At 72.7% G+C, this 18038-nt stretch carries 18 protein-coding genes; 6 read left to right on the forward strand and 12 right to left on the reverse strand.

Translation table 11 applies throughout. From position 1 onward, the window contains the following. Positions 1–8 precede the first annotated feature (8 nt). The 4 genes from EDD54_RS09935 to EDD54_RS09950 all read right to left on the reverse strand — a co-directional run bounded on the left by EDD54_RS09935 (position 9) and on the right by EDD54_RS09950 (position 4274). Positions 9–584, reverse strand: coding sequence for a DJ-1/PfpI family protein (locus EDD54_RS09935; protein ID WP_165644844.1), 576 nt, complete (start codon positions 582–584; stop codon positions 9–11). A 461-nt stretch (positions 585–1045) separates the two neighbouring features. Beyond that, positions 1046–1714, reverse strand: coding sequence for an alpha/beta hydrolase (locus EDD54_RS09940; RefSeq protein ID WP_126541019.1), 669 nt, complete (start codon positions 1712–1714; stop codon positions 1046–1048). 12 nt (positions 1715–1726) lie between these two features. Then, entirely contained in the window at positions 1727–2677 is a 951-nt protein-coding gene (locus tag EDD54_RS09945) for a ring-cleaving dioxygenase (protein ID WP_126541020.1), read from the reverse strand. A gap of 148 nt (positions 2678–2825) precedes the next feature. After that, positions 2826–4274, reverse strand: coding sequence for a multicopper oxidase family protein (locus EDD54_RS09950; protein ID WP_126541021.1), 1449 nt, complete (start codon positions 4272–4274; stop codon positions 2826–2828). Between the two features lie 260 nt (positions 4275–4534). Between EDD54_RS09950 and EDD54_RS09955 the strand changes: the two genes are divergently transcribed. Then, positions 4535–4885, forward strand: coding sequence for a hypothetical protein (locus EDD54_RS09955; RefSeq protein WP_126541022.1), 351 nt, complete (start codon positions 4535–4537; stop codon positions 4883–4885). A 26-nt stretch (positions 4886–4911) separates the two neighbouring features. On the opposite strand, the gene EDD54_RS09960 is transcribed toward EDD54_RS09955, so the two are convergent. From EDD54_RS09960 to EDD54_RS09985, 6 genes are all read right to left on the reverse strand, one after another. Continuing rightward, positions 4912–5298 (reverse strand): response regulator, encoded by a 387-nt coding sequence (locus EDD54_RS09960; protein ID WP_207620653.1) that lies wholly within the window; start codon positions 5296–5298, stop codon positions 4912–4914. A 154-nt stretch (positions 5299–5452) separates the two neighbouring features. Continuing rightward, positions 5453–5983, reverse strand: coding sequence for a DUF1499 domain-containing protein (locus tag EDD54_RS09965; protein ID WP_126541023.1), 531 nt, complete (start codon positions 5981–5983; stop codon positions 5453–5455). An 89-nt stretch (positions 5984–6072) separates the two neighbouring features. Then, positions 6073–6546 (reverse strand): hypothetical protein, encoded by a 474-nt coding sequence (locus tag EDD54_RS09970; RefSeq protein ID WP_126541024.1) that lies wholly within the window; start codon positions 6544–6546, stop codon positions 6073–6075. Positions 6547–6813: 267 nt separating this feature from the next. After that, positions 6814–8016 carry a pyridoxal phosphate-dependent aminotransferase gene (locus EDD54_RS09975; protein ID WP_126541025.1) on the reverse strand — a complete coding sequence of 401 codons (1203 nt, stop codon included), beginning with the start codon at positions 8014–8016 and terminating at the stop codon, positions 6814–6816. Between the two features lie 161 nt (positions 8017–8177). After that, a complete protein-coding gene (locus EDD54_RS09980; RefSeq protein ID WP_126541026.1) occupies positions 8178–9320 on the reverse strand; it encodes an MFS transporter in 1143 nt (380 codons plus the stop codon). 36 nt (positions 9321–9356) lie between these two features. Beyond that, positions 9357–10124, reverse strand: coding sequence for a DeoR/GlpR family DNA-binding transcription regulator (locus tag EDD54_RS09985; protein ID WP_165644759.1), 768 nt, complete (start codon positions 10122–10124; stop codon positions 9357–9359). Positions 10125–10348: 224 nt separating this feature from the next. Between EDD54_RS09985 and ilvD the strand changes: the two genes are divergently transcribed. Beyond that, on the forward strand, positions 10349–12202 hold the full coding sequence (ilvD, locus tag EDD54_RS09990) for a dihydroxy-acid dehydratase (protein WP_126541028.1): 1854 nt from the start codon (positions 10349–10351) through the stop codon (positions 12200–12202). Between the two features lie 101 nt (positions 12203–12303). On the opposite strand, the gene EDD54_RS09995 is transcribed toward ilvD, so the two are convergent. Next, complete coding sequence (locus tag EDD54_RS09995; RefSeq protein WP_126541029.1) at positions 12304–12882, reverse strand: Uma2 family endonuclease; 579 nt, start codon at positions 12880–12882, stop codon at positions 12304–12306. A gap of 173 nt (positions 12883–13055) precedes the next feature. Beyond that, on the reverse strand, positions 13056–15296 hold the full coding sequence (locus EDD54_RS10000) for a methyl-accepting chemotaxis protein (protein WP_126541030.1): 2241 nt from the start codon (positions 15294–15296) through the stop codon (positions 13056–13058). A 218-nt stretch (positions 15297–15514) separates the two neighbouring features. Between EDD54_RS10000 and EDD54_RS10005 the strand changes: the two genes are divergently transcribed. The 4 genes from EDD54_RS10005 to EDD54_RS10020 all read left to right on the forward strand — a co-directional run bounded on the left by EDD54_RS10005 (position 15515) and on the right by EDD54_RS10020 (position 18018). Further along, positions 15515–16762 carry an aminopeptidase gene (locus EDD54_RS10005; protein WP_126541031.1) on the forward strand — a complete coding sequence of 416 codons (1248 nt, stop codon included), beginning with the start codon at positions 15515–15517 and terminating at the stop codon, positions 16760–16762. 260 nt (positions 16763–17022) lie between these two features. Then, the gene (locus tag EDD54_RS10010) at positions 17023–17232 is read left to right on the forward strand and encodes a cold-shock protein (RefSeq protein ID WP_126541032.1); all 210 of its coding nucleotides are present in this window, start codon (positions 17023–17025) and stop codon (positions 17230–17232) included. 67 nt (positions 17233–17299) lie between these two features. Then, a complete protein-coding gene (locus EDD54_RS10015; RefSeq protein WP_126541033.1) occupies positions 17300–17515 on the forward strand; it encodes a hypothetical protein in 216 nt (71 codons plus the stop codon). A 98-nt stretch (positions 17516–17613) separates the two neighbouring features. Further along, a complete protein-coding gene (locus EDD54_RS10020; RefSeq protein ID WP_126541034.1) occupies positions 17614–18018 on the forward strand; it encodes a response regulator in 405 nt (134 codons plus the stop codon). The last annotated feature ends 20 nt before the right edge of the window (positions 18019–18038 follow it).

Here is an 18038-nt window from a genome sequence, read left to right on the forward strand (position 1 = left end):
TCCCCATTTCAGCCCTCGAACTCCCGCGCGCTCATGGTGCGCAGCTCTTGGATGTAGGCGGCGCGCTCGGGGTGCAGCAGCGACAGCACGGCGACCGCGAAGGTGACCGGGGCGCTGCCCGGCGCTGTGACCAGCCGCCCGCCCGTCACCGCCGCGGGCGTCTCGACGTAGAGCGCGGTGCCGGCGTAGTCGCCGCCCTGTTCGGCGAGGAAGGCGGCGTCGTTGCTGGTGTGCGCGCGGTCGTCGAGCAGGCCGGCGCGCGCCGGCGCCAACGTCGCGCCGCAGATGGCGCCGACCACGAGGTCGGCGGCGACGGCGCGCCGGAGGAGGTCGCCGACGTCGGGCGCCTCCGGCGTCATCCACACCGGCGACCCCACGACGATCAGCGCGTCGGCGTCCTCGGCGCGCCAGTCGGTCGCGGCGAGGTCGGGGACGGCGGTGAGACCGCCCATCGACGTGACGCGGCCGCCGTCCGGCGTCATCACCCGGACGGTGTCGCCGAGATCCGACCGGGCCGCGGCGGCGAGCGGCGCGGCCTCCCAGTCGGCGAAGGCGTCGATCAGCAGGATGTCGATACGGGCCATGGTCGCCTCCGTTGCGAGGCTTGCATCCTGCCATGGATCCATCACGGAACGTGACAGGGGGAACGCGAAGCGGGGACGGGGCGAGCGGGGAGGGCGCGAAGCGGGGGCTCCGACCCTCGCGGACCGGAGCCCCCTGGTCCGCCGATCCGGTCGAGGGAAACCGGAATCGGCCGACACCGTAGTCCACGACGGCGCGCTGCGCCGTGGCTTTCACGACGGCGTCGCGCGCCGTTCGGCGCCCGGACGATCCGTCGGATCGCGCCGCGCGGGTGCCCCCGTGCCCGCGGAGCGGGGCACGCGAGCCCTTCGCGTCCTGCTTAGACGCTTTTGGCCGCCCGGGTCAGCGGCACGGTGTCGCCCGTCGCCGCCGCCCCCGCCGACCATGCTTCCGATACGCGGAAAACGGCCGCCGGGTTTCGAGGCCCGGCGGCCGTTTCCTACGAAAGCACGAGGCGGATCGGTCAGGCGGTGCGCGCCAGGGCGTCGAGCAGTGCGCGCACGCGCCGCACCTCGTCCTCGACGATGCCGTGGCCCATGCCCGGGTAGATCGTCTCGTCGACGTCGGCCCCGAGACCCGCCAGCACCTTCGACGTCGCCTTCACCCGCGTCAGCGGGATGTGGGAATCGACGTCGCTGCAGCCGAGTATCACCGGCGTGCCGGCGAGGTCGCCGGCGTGGGCGGTCACCTCGGCGTCGCTGCCGATCAGCCCGCCGGAGAGGCCGACGATCCCGCCGTAGCGGCGCGGCCGCCGGGCGGCGTATTCGGTGGCGAGGCAGGCGCCCTGGCTGAAGCCGAGCACGACGGTGCGCTCGGGCGGCACGCCGGCCGCCGCGACGTCGGCGACGAGGTCGTCGACGACCGCGAGGGCGGCCGACAGCGCCGGCTCGTTGCGCGCGGTCGGCTCGACGAAGCGCAGCGGGTACCACTGATGGCCCGCCGCCTGCGGCGCGAGATAGCTGACGTCCTCGCGCTCGAAGGCGCCGGCCAGCATCAGGATGTCGCGGGCGGTGGCACCGCGGCCGTGCAGCAGGATCATCGCGACCGGCGCGGTGCCGAGCGCGGCGCCGGTGGCGTGGACGCGCTGGCCGGCGTGGGGGGCGCGGCCGCGGGTGGTGGTGACGGTGGTCATCTCGAACCTCCTTCAGACCGGCTTGAGGCCGCGTTCGATCGCCGCCCGGCGCCCTTCGAGGAAGGGCGGCAGCGACAGCTTCTCGCCGAGGGTCTCCATCGGCTCGTCGGCCGAGAAGCCCGGGATGTCGGTCGCGATCTCGAACAGCACGCCGTTCGGCTCGCGGAAGTAGAGCGAGCGGAAGTAGAAGCGCTCGACCTCGCCCGAGTTCGGCACCCGGAAGCCCTGCACCCGTTCGGTCCAGGCGGCGAGGCCGTCGTAGTCCGGCGTGCGGAAGGCGACGTGGTGGACCCCGCCCGCACCTTCGCGTGCGACCGGCGCGCCCGGCTCGACGGCGACGTGCAGTTCCGCCGCGGCGCCGCCCTCGCCCATCTCGAAGACGTGGACGGTGCGGGCGACGTCGTGCGGCGAGCGGTAGTGACGGACCGCCCGCATGTTCATCACCTGCGTCAGCACGGTCGCGGTCGGGCCGACGTCGGGCACCGAAATGGTGATCGGACCGAGGCCGCGGATCTGGTGCTCGGCCGGCACCGGGCTCTTCGCCCACGGATGCACCGCGTAGGCGCCGCCGTCGTCGTAGAGCGTCAGACGCTGGCCTTCGGGATCCTCGAAGGCGAGGGTGGCGCGGCCGTCGACCGTCTTGACGTCGGAGGTGTCGACGCCGGCGGCCCGGAGCCGGTCGCGCCAATAGGGCAGGGAATCCGCGCCGACGCGGAAGCCGGTGCGCACGATCGAGCGGGTGCCGCGCCGGGCGGGCGGCACCGGCCACTCGAAGAAGGTGATGTCCGAGCCGGGGCTCGCTTCGCCGTCGCCGTAGAACAGGTGGTAGGCGCTGGTGTCGTCCTGGTTGACGGTCTTCTTGACGAGCCGCATGCCGAGCACGTCGGTGTAGAAGCGCACGTTCGCCTGGGCGTCCGCGGTGATGGCGGTCAGGTGGTGGATGCCGCCGAGCTGCAGGTCCATGGGAGATCTCCCCTCGGGCGGGCCGGGGCCGGTCCGCCGCTTCGATCCCCTATATCGGCCGTTCCGCCCGGTCCGGCAAACACCGTAGGGCGGGACGGACCGTCAACCACGGGTGAACGATCGCGGCGCACGGCCGGCCGTTCCCGCCTCAAACCACCCGGACGTAGCCCATCATGCCGGTCTCCTGGTGCTCGATCAGGTGGCAGTGGAACATCCAGTCGCCGGGGGCGTCGGCGACGAAGGCGACGCGGCGCTTCTCGCGCGGCACCAAGAGCACGGTGTCGGCGAGGTGGGGCGGCAGCTCCTGGCGGTCCGACGACAGGAAGCGCCAGGCGAAGCCGTGGAAGTGGATCGGGTGGAACTGCTTGGAGATGTTCGAGAGCTCGAACACGTAGGTGGCGCCGCGGCGCAGCACCGCCAGCGGCGGCGGCAGGGCGTGGTGGCCGTCGGCCGGCCACGTCGTCTTGTTGATCGACCAGAAGGTCCGGTCGGACAGGCAGAGGTCGTCGATCCCCGGGAAGCGCTCGTCGGTGGCGGCGACCGCGGCGGCGGCGGCCGTGGAGGCGAACTCGAAGCGCAGCGTCTCGGCGCCCCGGAGGTCGGGCTCCGGCACCCGCGAGGCCCGGAGCGGCGCCGGGTCGAAGGCGCCCCGGCGCTTCGGCGCGCCGCGCGCGACCAGGGTCGCGATCGTCCAGGGTTCGGCGACGCGCCAGTCGATCAGGCGGACGCTGGCGCCGTCGGCGGGGGTGCGCAGCACGAGGTCGATGCGCATCGCCGTGCCCATCCGCCACGTCGCGAGCGGGAAGGGCACGACCGCGTGGCCGTCGATCGCCACCACCGCCGCCTCGGCGCCCTCGACGCCGACCTCGAGGATGCGGGTGGGGTCGACGTTGTAGAGGCGGATCCGGACGTCGGCACCGGCCGGCACCTCGAAGCGGGCGGCGGCCTCGCCGTTGGTGCTGCGCACGGTGCCGAAGCTGCCGGCGTTGCCGGCGCCGGTGTCGGTGAGGAACGGCAGGAAGCCGCCGTCCTCGCCGATCCGCCAGTCGCGCACCGCCAGCACCAGCTCGCCGTCGTAGGGCTCGGTCTCGTCGCCCTCGACGATCAAGAGGCCGGCGAGGCCGCGGCCGAGCTGCTCCACGGTGTTGCAGTGGGTGTGGAAGAAGAAGCTACCGGTGTCCGGCGGCACGAAGTCGTAGTCGCAGGTCCCCCCCGGCTCGACGGGCCGCTGCGAGATGTAAGGCACGCCGTCCTGCGCGATCGGGACGCGCAGGCCGTGCCAGTGGATGGCGAGGTGCTCGCCCGGCCGGGTCAGGCCGTTGACGAGGCGGGTGCGCAGGCGATCGCCGAGCCCGAGCCGGACGATCGGCAGGGCCGTGTCCGCCGAGAAGGTCCACAGCGGCAGCGGCTTGCCGGCGAAGCAGGGCAGCGCCTGCGGACGCTCGGCGGCGTCGAGCACGAGGTCGACGGTGCGCCCCGGACGGGGTTCGGCGGGGGCGCCGGGCGGGCGGCCCTCGGCGCGGGCGGGGCGGAAGGGGGCGGCGAGGAGCGCGCCCGCGCCGCAGGCGGCGGCGAGCACGGAACGGCGGGTCGGCATGGCGTCCTCGATGGTCGCGGGGGTTCAAGGTCCCCGGAGTCGAAACGCCGCCACGCTGGCCCCGCCGCCGCACGCGGTCAAGTGCGGTGGACCCCGTGCGTCCCGCGCAATGGTCGCGGAGAATTGCGCGACGCTTCGCCGCCTTCGACCAACGGAGGCCGAACCATCGCTTGAAGTGCCGCGTTCATGCGGGGAAAGTCGGTTGGGAAGACCACGGAGGTCGGCACCCCGCCGACTCGCCAGCGGTCCGGAGTTCGCGCATGTCCCGTCACGATCCCGCCATCGCCCTCGGCCGCACCACCGCTGCGGCCGTCAAGGCGGGTGTCGACACCGCGACGACGCTGACCTTCCGGATGCCGCTGCTGTTCGCCGCGCCCGACTTCGGGACGATGGTGGAATGGCAGCGGGCCTGGACGGAGAAGGTCGCGGCCGTCGCGCTCGGCGCCGTCGGCGCGGGCGCGGCCTGCCACGCCCTGTCGCTGCGCGCCGCCACCGGCGCCGTCACGGCCGACACGCTGGTCTCCGACATGCTGACCATCGCCGACGCGGCGCTCGCGCCCGGCTACAAGACCGTCGCCGCCAACGCCCGCCGGCTGTCCCGGCGGCGCTGACTGCGAGGACGGGAGAGCCTCCCGGCTCAGGCGGCCGGATCGACGGCGGTGCCGGCGAGGAACGCCCGCTCCATCGTGCCGCGGACCATGGCGGGGTTGTAGGGCTTGGCGATCTGGGGCCAGCGATCGTAGGGCGGCGGGATCGCGGAGGTCAGCGCGTAGCCCGAGCACAGCGCCACCGGAACGCCGCGCGCGGCGAGCTTCTCCGCGACCGGATAGATCAGCGTGCCCTTGACGTTGACGTCGAGCAGTGCGCCGTCGAGCGGACCGTCGACCAGTTGCAGCGCCGCCTCGACCGACGCCGCCGGACCGACCACGACGCAGCCGAGATCGAGGAGGATGTCCTCGAGCGCCATCGCGATCAACGCCTCGTCCTCAACCACGAGAATGCGCAGTCCCTCAAGGTCGGCCATCGCCCGCGACCTCCTCCCCATGATGCCGTCCCCGCCTCCGTCCAGGCTGGAATTCGGCACGTTCCACCGTGAACGCGCGAGCCCGCGAAGGGTTCGGTCGGCCGGACGAAAAATCCCGCGCGGGCGGCGCGGCGCGCGATCGTCCGAAACGAGTCTACGGCGGCGCGCCCTCGGTGGATCGGTCGGCGACGAGACCGGCCAGAAGGCCGGCGAGGCGGCGGCGGTTGGTGCCGAGGTCGGCCGAGCCGACCTTGCTGCGCGAATAGATCCATACGCCGGTGCGGCCGTCCGCGAGGGCTGCGACGCGCACCGAGACGGTATCGGGAAAGCGCAGCAGCGGCGTGCGCACCACCGCGCGGAACCGGCCCTCGGCCGGGACGTCCTCGACGACGACGGCGCCGGGCAGGGCCGCGACGAGGCGGCGGAGGTCGGCGAGAACGTCGGCGGCCGGCCGGGTCGAGGGGGTGGTCGCGATGTCCGGGGCGGCGTCGGCGCATTCCCCGGGCGGGCAGGCGAGGGCGTCGTTGGGCCAGCCGGTGCGGATCGGGTGGGCGAAGTCGAAGGGGCCGGTGTCGGGATCGCCGAAGAGGTCGGTCATGACCCGGTCGCGGCCGCGGATGGCGATCGCCGCGAGGCCCGTGGTCACCAGGGCGGACAGGCCGCCGAGAAGGCTGCGTCGCGTCACGTCGGTTCCGCTCCGTCGCGCCGCGGCGTCGGTGGCCGGCGCGCCCGCCGAGTGTGCCCCGGCCGGCGCGGTCCGGCAACGTGGTCGCGTCAGCCGCGGCGGCGATGCTCGGTGCCGGAGCGGCGGGCGCGCGGCACCGCGCCGACGGCGGCGCCGAGGCTGCGCAGCGTCGCGGCGGCGGCCGCGGCAGTCATCACCATCAGGCCGCCGAGCACGAGCGGGGCGACGCTGTCGCGGTCCGCGGCACGCGAGACCACGGCGAAGGTGCCGTCGCGCGGCGGCGCGAGGTCGGTGATGCGATAGGCGGCGGCCACCGGACGCGACGGCGCGTCGACCGTCGTGAACAGTTCCGACACCGCCGGGACGGTGCCGACGGCGGTCGGCGCGGCGCTGGCGCCGACCACGGTCGACAGCGTGGCGACCAGCACGGTCAGCAGCAGCGCGATCGCCGCTGCGACCGCGACCACGATCGACGCGCCGGTCCCGACCGTGACGTTCTCGGTCGCGTCGACACCGACGCCCATGCCGGCGCCGTGCTCCTCGGTGAGATGATAGACCCCCATGACCCGACTTCCCCTCGCTTGCCGTTCGCCCCGGCCCATGGGACTGATTTCACGATGGGACTTGGGTCTGGGAAGGCCGAGAATGCGGGCACCGGCCGGAGAAATCGTGGCCATTCCGTGGCGCGTTCACCGGTGTGAACGAATGGTTGACGAAGCGTCTCCGGACGGGGCGCAATCCGACGCATCGCCGACCGCGCGAACATCAAGGGCCGGCGCGTCGCCGCGCCGGCCCTTGATGTTCGAGTTCGCGATTCGGGTGCGGCCGTCTCAGGTCAGCGAGCCGCAGAAGCGCTGGATGCGGATGCAGGCTTCCTCGAGGTCGGCGGTCGAGGTGGCGTAGGAGATGCGGAAGTTCGGGCCGAGGCCGAAGGCCGAGCCCTGTACCACCGCGACGCCCTCGGCCTCGAGCAGCTCGGAGACGAAGTCCTCGTCGGTGGCGATCACCTTGCCGGACGGTCCGGTCCTGCCGATCAGCGCCGCGCAGGAGGGGTAGACGTAGAAGGCGCCCTCCGGCGTCGGGCACTGCAGCCCGCGCGCCTGGTTCAGCATCGAGACCACGAGGTCGCGGCGCTGCTTGAACAGGACGGCGTTGGTGGGGATGAAGTCCTGCGGGCCGTTCAGCGCCTCGACCGCCGCCCACTGCGAGATCGAGCAGGGGTTGGAGGTCGACTGCGACTGAATCGCGCCCATGGCCTTGATCAGCTGCACCGGGCCGCCGGCGTAGCCGATGCGCCAGCCGGTCATGGCGTAGGCCTTGGAGACGCCGTTGACGGTCAGCGTGCGCTCGTAGAGCGCCGGCTCGACCTGGGCGGGCGTCGTGAACACGAACTCGTCGTAGACGAGGTGCTCGTACATGTCGTCGGTCATCACCCAGACGTGCGGGTGGCGCAGCAGCACGTCGGCGATGGCGCGGATCTCGGCGCGGGTGTAGGCGGCGCCGGTCGGGTTCGACGGCGAGTTGAAGATGAACCACTTGGTCTTCGGGGTGATCGCGGCCTCGAGGGCGGCGGCGGTCACTTTGAAGCCGGTCTCCATGCCGGCGTCGACGAAGACGGGCTCGCCGCCGGCGAGCAGCACCATGTCCGGGTAGCTGACCCAGTAGGGGGCGGGGATCACCACCTCGTCGCCGGGGTTCAGCGTCGCCATCAGGGCGTTGTAGAGCACCTGCTTGCCGCCGGTGCCGACGGTGATCTGCGCCTGGGTGTAGGCGAGGCCGTTCTCGCGCTTGAACTTCTCGACGATCGCCGCCTTGAGCTCGGGAATGCCGTCGACGGCGGTGTACTTGGTCCGGCCGTCGCGGATCGCGCGGATCGCGGCTTCCTTGATGTTCTCCGGCGTGTCGAAGTCGGGCTCGCCGGCGCCGAGGCCGATGACGTCGCGGCCGGCCGCCTTGAGTTCGCGGGCCTTGTTGGTGACCGCGATGGTGGCGGACGGCTTCACGCGGGCGAGCGACTTGGCGAGGAAGGACATCGGGGGCGCGTCTCCGAACGCTGGATCTGTTGGCCGCGGCGCGGGGGGAGGGGGATCCTTGCGGCGGGCGGACCGTATTGCGGCGCACCCGCCTGCGCAAGCCGCTTTTCGGCGGGATTCGTCACCTCCGCGTGTGCGGCGGCGGCGACTTCCGCCCCCGGTCAGGTCCGGTCGGCAGGGGCTGCGGCGCGGGCCGACAGCGCGACCGCCAGACAGCCGGCGGAAAGGCCCGCGAAGGCCGCCGACAGGCCGGCGTGCTCGGCGATCCAGCCGATCACCGGCGGGCCGGCGAGGATGCCGAGGTAGCCGGTCGTGGCCACCGCCGCGACGCCGCCGGCGGCGGTCTGGCCGGGCGCCTTGCCGGCGGCGGTGAACAGCACCGGCACCACGTTGGAAAGGCCGAGGCCGGCGACGCCGAGGGCGGCGATCGCCGCGACCGGCTCTGCGAGCGCGACCGCCGCCGCAAGGGCGAGCGCGGCCAGCGCCGCGCCGACGGCCACCAGCGGCACCGCGCTGGTGCGGGCGCGGACCGCGTCGCCGGAGAAGCGGCCGATCGCCATGCCGCAGGCGAAGGCGGAATAGCCCGCCGCGGCCAGCGCCGGCGAGGCGCCGCGGTCCTCGTGCAGCCACACCGCGGTCCAGTCGAGCATGGCGCCTTCCGCCATGAAGGTGGCGAAGGTCAGGAGCGAGAGCACCAGCACGGGGCCGGTCGGCAGGGCGAGGCCGCCGTGGCCGTGGCCCTCGGGGCGGCCGGGCAGCAGCATCGGGCCGGCGAGGGCGACGATCGCGAGGGCGACCGCGGCGGCGGCGAGGGCGTGCACCGTCGGCGAGGTCAGCGCCAGCGCCAGCCCGCCGGCGCCGGCGGCGAGGAAGCCGCCGACCGAGAACATCGCGTGCAGGCCCGACATGATCGGCCGCCGCCACGCGGTCTCGACCTCGACGGCCTGGGTGTTCATGCCGACGTCGGAGAGGCCCATGCCGCCGCCGAACAGGAGGCAGGCCGGCAGCAGGAAGGCGTAGCTCGGCGCCAATGCAGCGAGCGGCAGGCCGAGCGCCATCGCCGCCGCCGAGATCCGTGTCACCGGCGCGCTGCCGAAGCGGGCAACCAGCGGGCTGGTGAAGGGCATCGTGACGACGGCGCCGATCGCCATCGCCAGGAGGGCGGCGGAGAGTTCGAGGTCGGAGAGGCCGAGGCGCGTCTTCACGATCGGCACCTGCGGCGCCCAGCTGCCGAGCAGCATGCCGTTGACGAGGAAGATGGCGGCGACGCCAACGCGGGCGCGCACGAGCGGTGAGAGGGGCACGGGTTCGGCTCCGGTGGGCGGAGGAGGGGGCTGGGTTCAGGCGACGACGACCGCGACGCCGAGTGCCGCGAGCGCCTCGGCGTCGGCGGCGGCGGGGGCGCGGTCGGTGACGAGCACGTCGATCGCCGCGGCGGGGCCGACGACGTTGGGCGAGACGGTGCCGATCTTGTCGGCGGTGGTGACGGCGACCACGCGGGCGGCCGCCTCGATCATCGCCCGCTTCACCGCCGCCTCCTCGTAGCCGACGGCGGTGATGCCGGCGGCGGTGTCGACGGCGCAGAGGCCGAGCAGGCAGACGTCGGCGCGGAAGCCGCGGATCGCCGCCACCGCCTCGGCGCCGACGGTGGTGCGGCTGTGGCGGTCGAACCGGCCGCCGACCACGACCACCTCGGCGAGCGGGTGGTCGGCGAGGGCGTCGACCACCGGCAGGCTGGTGGTGACGACCTGGATCCGGCGGTCGCGCGGCAGCGCCGCGACCACCGCACGCGTCGTGGTGCCGCCGTCGACCAGCAGACTCGCCGCGTCCGCGACCAGCGCCGCCGCGGCGCGTCCGATCGCCGCCTTGTCCGGCGCGTCCTCGCCCACGCGCTGGTCGAAGCCGCCGAGCACGGCCGCCGGCAGGATCGCCCCGTGCACCCGCCGGATCCGCCCCGCACCGGCGAGCGCGCGCAGGTCGCGCCGGATCGAGTCCTCCGACGTGCCGAAGCGCTCGGCGAGCCCGGCCACCGGCAACCGGTCGGCGCCGGCGAGGAGATCGAGGATGCGGGCCTGCCGCTCGTCGGGGGAGAGGGCGATCGGGATCATGACTGCCTGCGCGTTCGTGCGGACATGTCGATACATGTGCATGAACGTGCAGTCAATGATCACGTATTCGTGCATCGCGGTCCACTCCGGTCCGGGAGCTTTCCCCCCGTCGCACCGCCGCCGCGCGGCGAGACGGTCACCGCCGGGTCCGCGCGCCCTTTTGCAATTGCCCGCCGGTGCCGATATACGTTCCCGCCTCGTTTCCTGCCGGACGGACCCGCACCATGCCCGCCTATCGCTCCCGCACCACCACCCACGGCCGCAACATGGCCGGCGCGCGCGGCCTGTGGCGCGCGACGGGCATGAAGGACGAGGATTTCGGCAAGCCGATCATCGCGGTGGTGAACTCGTTCACCCAGTTCGTGCCCGGCCACGTCCACCTCAAGGACCTCGGCCAGATGGTGGCGCGCGAGATCGAGAAGGCGGGCGGCGTCGCCAAGGAGTTCAACACGATCGCCGTCGACGACGGCATCGCGATGGGCCACGACGGCATGCTCTATTCGCTGCCCTCGCGCGACCTGATCGCCGACAGCGTCGAGTACATGGTCAACGCGCACTGCGCCGACGCCATGGTCTGCATCTCCAACTGCGACAAGATCACCCCGGGCATGCTGATGGCGGCGCTGCGCCTGAACATCCCCGCGGTGTTCGTCTCGGGCGGGCCGATGGAGGCCGGCAAGGTCGTGCTCGCCGACCAGCTGAAGAAGCTCGATCTCGTCGACGCCATGGTCGCCGCCGCCGACGACAAGATCTCCGACGAGGACGTCCAGGCGATCGAGCGCAACGCCTGCCCGACCTGCGGCTCCTGCTCGGGCATGTTCACCGCCAATTCGATGAACTGCCTGACCGAGGCGCTCGGCCTGTCGCTGCCCGGCAACGGCTCGACGCTGGCCACCCACGCCGATCGCAAGCGCCTGTTCGTCGAGGCCGGCCACCTGATCGTCGACCTCGCCCGCCGCTATTACGAGCAGGACGACGCGTCCGTGCTGCCGCGCTCGATCGCCACCTTCGAGGCCTTCGAGAACGCCATGACGCTCGACATCGCCATGGGCGGGTCGACCAACACGGTGCTGCACCTGCTCGCGGCCGCCCACGAGGCCGGCGTCGACTTCACCATGAAGGACATCGACCGGCTGTCGCGCCGGGTGCCGGTGCTGTGCAAGGTCGCGCCGTCGGTGCAGACCGTCCACATGGAGGACGTCCACCGCGCCGGCGGCATCGTCTCGATCCTCGGCGAGTTGCAGAAGAACCAGCTGATCCACGCCGGCTGCGGCACCGTCCATTCGGAGACGCTCGGCGACGGGCTCGACCGCTGGGACATCACGCGCACCAAGAGCGAGAGCGTCAAGGACTTCTACCGCGCCGCCCCCGGCGGCGTGCGCACCGAGGTCGCCTTCTCGACCGAGAACCGCTGGGCCGAGCTCGACACCGACCGCGAGAAGGGCGTGATCCGCTCGGTCGAGCACGCCTTCAGCCGCGACGGCGGCCTCGCGGTGCTCTACGGCAACATCGCCGAGGACGGCTGCATCGTGAAGACGGCCGGCGTCGACGAGAGCATCCTGAAGTTCACCGGCCGCGCCCGCATCTTCGAGAGCCAGGACGCCTCGGTGAAGGCGATCCTCTCCAACGAGATCAAGGCCGGCGACGTGGTGCTGATCCGCTACGAGGGCCCGAAGGGCGGCCCCGGCATGCAGGAGATGCTCTACCCGACCAGCTACCTGAAGTCGAAGGGCCTCGGCAAGGCCTGCGCGCTCGTCACCGACGGCCGCTTCTCCGGCGGCACGTCGGGCCTCTCGATCGGCCACTGCTCGCCGGAAGCGGCCGAGGGCGGCGCGATCGGCCTCGTCGAGGAGGGCGACACCATCGTCATCGACATCCCGAACCGGATCATCCGGGTCGACGTCTCCGACGAGGTGCTGGCCGCCCGCCGCGCGGCGATGGACGCCAAGGGCCGCGACGGTTGGAAGCCGGCCGCCCCGCGCCCGCGCAAGGTCACGCCGGCGCTGCGCGCCTATGCCGCCATGGCAACCAGCGCCGCCCGCGGCGCCGTGCGCGACGTCGGCCAGATCGAGAAGTGAGCGAACGGCGAGGGCGGCGGGGATCGCCGCCCTCGACCGATGTCTCGGCGCAGGTCGCCGGGGGCGCCCTCGGCGGTGCGCAAACGCCCTGACCTCGCGGGTCAGTGCGGCAGATCGAGGTCGGCAAAGCGCAGCGAAAGGGCCGGCGCGAACTCTGGCACGAGGATATCGTCGGTGCCGTGCCTTTCCTCGAGGGCATAGCCCGTCGGTCCGGGCCGCCGGCGGACGTGGACGACCTTCGCCACCGGATCGACCACCCAGAGTTCTCGGAGCCCCGACTGCGCGTAGAGCGCGGCTTTTCGGCCGAGGTCGTATCCGAGTGAGGACACGCCGATCTCGACTGCGAGAAGAGCCGTCGAGGCGTTCAGACCGCGAATGCCGACGTCTCGCGGCATCACCACCAAGTCGGGCTCGACGAAACTGTCGAGCGACAGACGAAACGTCGTCTCGACCGCGAAGAACAGCTCGCGCGGGCAGTTCCGTGCCCAGTGGTGGACGAGAGCGTTCTTCCAGATCTCGTGCTCGTTTCCCTTCGGCGACATCGGGATGAGTTCCCCCTCGACGAGCTCGATGCGCTCGTCCTCCTCGATGAGGCCGACCTCGACCATGCGTTCGACGTCCGCCACCGTGAACAGGCGGCGGGGGAGACCATCGGCGGCGATGACGGTGCGGGCGTTCATGATTGGAGCATAGCACGGTCGGCCGCGGACCGGCGAGCCGCGCTCCGGTCACGAGCCCGTAATGCTCCGACCTGTGGTCGGAGCATTACGGGCGAGAAGCGCCCGACCGGGCGCCGGCCGACAGGCCGAAACCTCGTAAACTCCCGACGAGTCGGGAGTTTACGAGACGGGTCTCACGCCGCGAGCGGGGCGGCGACGCGGTCCTCCTCCGCCTCGGTGAGCAGCGTGTCCCGGAAGGCGAGGCCGGTGGTGTCGCCGGACTGCCAGACCACCGTCGCCGGAAGGCGGCGGAGGCCAGGGACGGCGAGGTCGACCGTCGTTCCGGGGGCGAGGACGGCGAGGCCGCCGAGCCGGACGCCGCCGCGGGCGACGTCGATCAGCGTGCAGCGCGCGACGCGGCCGCCGACCGCGACCTCGACCGCGACGTCGGCGGACTTGCGCGGATAGCGCCGCTTGTCGGTGAGGTCGCGCAGCAGCGCGCCGACCTCGCGGTCGAGCGAGCCGATCAGGTCGACCAGCGACCGGCTGAGGCCGTCGAGCGAGCCGGCCGCCGTTTCTGTGGCCGAGGCCAGCGCGGGCAGCCTGGCGAGACCGTCGACCGCCTCGCGCGTGGCGGCGGCGGTGCGGTCGAGGCTGGCGTCGATCTCGGCGGTCGCCGCGCTCTGCTGTTCGACGGCGCCGGCGATCGCCGAGGCGAGGTTCGACATGCCGTCGATCGCGGCGGTGACGTCGCCGACCGCGGCCGCGACCTCGCGGGCCGCGCCGCGGATCTCCGCCACCTGGCTCTCGATCTCGCCGGTCGCGCGCGCGGTCTGGTCGGCGAGCTGTTTGACCTCGGCCGCGACCACGGCGAAGCCCTTGCCGGCTTCGCCGGCGCGCGCCGCCTCGATGGTGGCGTTGAGCGCGAGCAGGTTGGTCTGGGCAGCGATCGAGGCGATCAGCTTGGAGACCTCGCCGATGCGCTCGGAGGAGCGGCCGAGATGGTCGCCGACGCTGCGGGCGTGCTCCGCGCGCTCGCGCGCCGCGCCGGCCTCGCGGGCCGAGCGTCCGGTCTGGCCGGCGATCTCGCCGATCGAGTTGCCGAGTTCGCCGACCGCGGCGGCCACCACCGCCAGGTCGCGGCTGGCGCCGTCGAGGTTGCCGACCGCGGCGCCGAGCGCGGAGCGCGTCTCGCCGGCGTTGGAGCCGACGGTTTCGACCGCACCTTGGATGTTGCCGGCCAGCCGCTCGATCGCCTCGACGACCCGGCCGACCGTCCGGCTCAGCCGCTCGGCGACGCCGGCGAGAGCGGTGCGCTCGCGCCGCATGATTTCGCGGCGGCGCTCGTCGCTGTCGGCCTCGCGCAGCTTCTCGATGGTGCGGTCGCGGAAGTGGGCGACGGCGCGCGCGATGCCGGCGATCTCGTCGTGGCCGCGCGCCTCGACGACGTCGGCGCCGATGTCGGCCTCGCCGAGTTCGTCGATCCGGCGCACCAGCCGGTCGATCGAGCGCACGATCGAGCGGGCGAGCGCCACGGCGAAGGCGACCGCGGCGGCGGCGACCGCCATGGCGACGCCGAGCATGGTCCAGAGCCGCGTGGCGAAGCCGTCGATGCGTGCGGCGAGCAGGTGGTCGAGGTTGCCGAGCGCGGCGTCGAGCGTCGTGCCCGCGGCCTCCACCAGTGCGGCGCGGGCGGCGGCGAGCGGGGCGAGGTCGGCGCCGGCGCGGGTGCCGTCGGCCCTGAGCGCGGCCGCCGCGGCCGTGGCGGCGGCCTCGAACGCGTCGGTGGCGGCGCCGAGCGCGGCCACGGGCTCGGCGAGCGCGGGCTTCACCGAGCCGTCGGCGTTCTTGGCGACCGCCGTCCCGATCGAGGCGTCGATGGTGTCGGCGGCGGCGGTGACCAGCCCGAGTTCCATGACGAAGGCGGCCTTGGCGTCGTCGCCGAGCGTCGCCGCGCCCGCCTGGGCGTGGGCGAGGCGGTCGAGCGCGGCGGCGCGGCCGATCAGGTCGGGCAGGCGCACCACCACGGTGTCCATCACGTAGAAGCTGTCGAGGTCGGGGTCGAGGATCAGGTTGGACTCGTTGCCGATCGCGGTCGCGAGGTCGCGGAAGGCCGCCGCGACGGTGGCGGCGTCGCCGCCGGCGGCGGCCGTCCCGAGGGCGGCGGCGGCGGTGCGGACCGCCTCGGGCATCGCCGGCGCGCCGAGGGCGGCGACGGTCGCGGCCACGCGATCCGAACCGATCGGCGCGGGCTCGGCGGCAAATCCGATCAGGTCGTCACGGAGCGCGCGGAGCTCCGCGACGCCGCCCCGCTCCGCCTCCGCGAAGTGGATGTCCTTCAGCGATTGCAGCACGAACAGGCCGGACATCAGCGCCAGCGGCACCAGCAGCATGCCGACGGCGAGGAACAACTTGGCACGGATCGACAGCGACATCGGGTGGCACTCCCTCGGGCGGAGGAAATGTCGGGAGGAGGCGGTTAACGGAGCGTTGCAGAACTGCAGGGAGAGAAAGAAATTCAGCGTGAATTCAAGGTATTGAGAAACGTACCGCAGTGCCGCGCAACCGCTGCGCGCCCTCCCGCGCCCGGGCGGGATGACAGGCGCGCACGCCGGGCCTATATCCGACTCCCGATCCAGCCGGAGCAACGCCGATGAACGCGCCCGTCCCTTCCGACCACGACATCCGCCTCGAACGTCTCGCCGAGGTCGCCGTCAAGGTCGGCCTCGGGCTGAAGGCGGGCCAGGAGTTGGTGATCACCGCCCCGATCCAGTCGGTGCCGCTGGTGCGCCGGATCACCGCCGCGGCCTACCGGGCCGGCGCCAGCCTCGTCACCACCCTCTACGCCGACGACGAGGCGACGCTCGCCCGCTTCGCCCATGCCCCGGACGCCGCCTTCGACGTCGCGCCGGCCTGGCTCTACGAGGGCATGGCCCGCGCCTACGAGGCGGGTGCGGCGCGGCTCGCTGTCTCGGGCGCCGATCCGAACCTGCTCGCCGGCCAGGATCCGGACAAGGTCGCCCGCGCCAACCGCGCCACCTCGGCGGCCTACAAGCCGGCGATGAAGCCGATCGTCAACTTCGACATCAACTGGACCATCGTGTCCTACGCGACGCCGGCCTGGGCCCGTGCGATGTTCCCGGCGCTGTCCGAGGACGAGGCGGTCGCCGCGCTGTGGCGCGCCATCTTCGCCGCCTCGCGCGTCGACGTCGACGATCCCTTGGCGGCCTGGGCGCGTCACAACGCCGGGCTCCACGCCCGCAAGGACTTCCTCAACGCCAAACGCTTCTCCGCGGTGCGCTTCCGCGGGCCGGGCACCGACCTCACCGTCGGCCTCGCCGACGACCACGAGTGGTGCGGCGGCGCGGCGACGTCGAAGAACGGCCTCGTCTGCAACGCCAACATCCCGACCGAGGAGGTGTTCACGACGCCGCACAAGGACCGCGTCGACGGTCATGTCCGCTCGACCAAGCCGCTCAGCTACCAGGGTACGCTGATCGAGGACATCGCGGTGCGCTTCGAGGGCGGGCGGATCGTCGAGGCGACCGCCTCGCGCGGCGCCGACGTGCTCGCCAAGGTGCTCGACACCGACGCCGGCGCGCGCCGGCTCGGCGAAGTCGCGCTGGTGCCGCATTCCTCGCCGATCTCGGCGAGCGGGCTCCTGTTCTACAACACCCTCTACGACGAGAACGCCTCCAGCCACATCGCCCTCGGTCAGGCCTATTCCAAGTGCTTCCTTGACGGCGGCGCCGGCCTGTCGCCGGAGGACCTCGCCGCCCGCGGCGCCAATTCCAGCCTGATCCACATCGACTGGATGATCGGATCGGGCGAGATCGACGTCGACGGCCTCTACGCCGACGGCGCTTCCGAGCCGGTGATGCGCGGCGGCGAGTGGGTCTGAACGGAGCAGGCGGCGGGTCCCGGAACGGTCCCGCCGCCGCCCTCGGACTCCGATATCCCGGCGGGTCTTGCCAAGCGGGCCCGCTGCGCCTATCTTCACGACATCGATTTGGCCAGACGATGGGCCTGCGGTTCCGTGCGGGATGCACGGAACGAGTCTGACGACCCTCCAAAATCGGTACCACCCCCGCGCCGCGCGACACCCGTCGCGCGCTCACGGCGCTTTCTACAATCCCGACTTCAAGGAAAGGGATCGTCATCATGAACCAGGGCACCGTCAAGTGGTTCAACACCACCAAGGGTTACGGTTTCATCGCTCCGGACAACGGCGGCCCGGACGTTTTCGTCCACATCTCCGCCGTCGAGCGCTCCGGCCTCGGCAGCCTCGCCGACGGCCAGAAGGTCTCGTTCGAGATCGTCAAGGACCGTCGCTCGGGCAAGTCCTCGGCGGACAACCTGAAGGCCGCCTGATCGGCCCTCGACCCGTCTCCCGCGGCGCGACGCGCCGCGGGACGACCCACACGCAAAAGGAAAGCACTTGGAATTTCGTTATCATCCCGTCCGCGTCCGCGAGACGCGCGAGGGAACCCGCTTCCGGATCGGCCGTCTGACGGCGATCTACTCCGGCGACGCCGAAGACGTCAGCCACCTGGTCGACCGCACCTACGACTACGCATCGCCCCGTGAACTGCGCTGGCACCTCGCCGAGCGCTTTGCGATGCCCGTCGCGGCCGTGACCCTCTCCGGGCTCTGAAGCCCGCCGACACCCTGCCGAACGCCGCGCGGCCGCACCGAAATGACGAATGGTGGCCGATGCATGGAACCACACCAGGGTCCGGGCGTTCTGGCAGCATGGGTGCCCTCGAGATCATCGTCGCCAACGAACCGGAGCCGGCCGGCGTCATCCTCGTCGTCGAGGACGAAGTGCTGATCCGGCTCGACGTTTCGGACTTCCTGCGCGGTCAGGGCTTCGACGTCGTCGAGGCGGCGAGCGCCGACGAGGCCATCGCGGTGATGGCCTCCGGCGAACATGTTTCCCTCGTCTTCACCGACGTGCAGATGCCGGGCTCGACCGACGGGCTCGGCCTCGTGCGCTGGATCCGCCGGCACCGTCCGACGGTGCCGGTGATCGTCACCTCCGGCCTGTCGCGCGACCGCGACCTTTCCCCCGATCTCGCCGATCTCGCGCCGATCGAGCAGAAGCCCTATTCCGAGGCCGCGCTGCTGCGGCGGATCCGCCGGCGTCTCGACCTCTAGCTCCGACGCCCGGCGGCCGC

It is taken from the genome of Oharaeibacter diazotrophicus (genome assembly GCF_004362745.1).
GTDB lineage: Bacteria > Pseudomonadota > Alphaproteobacteria > Rhizobiales > Pleomorphomonadaceae > Oharaeibacter > Oharaeibacter diazotrophicus.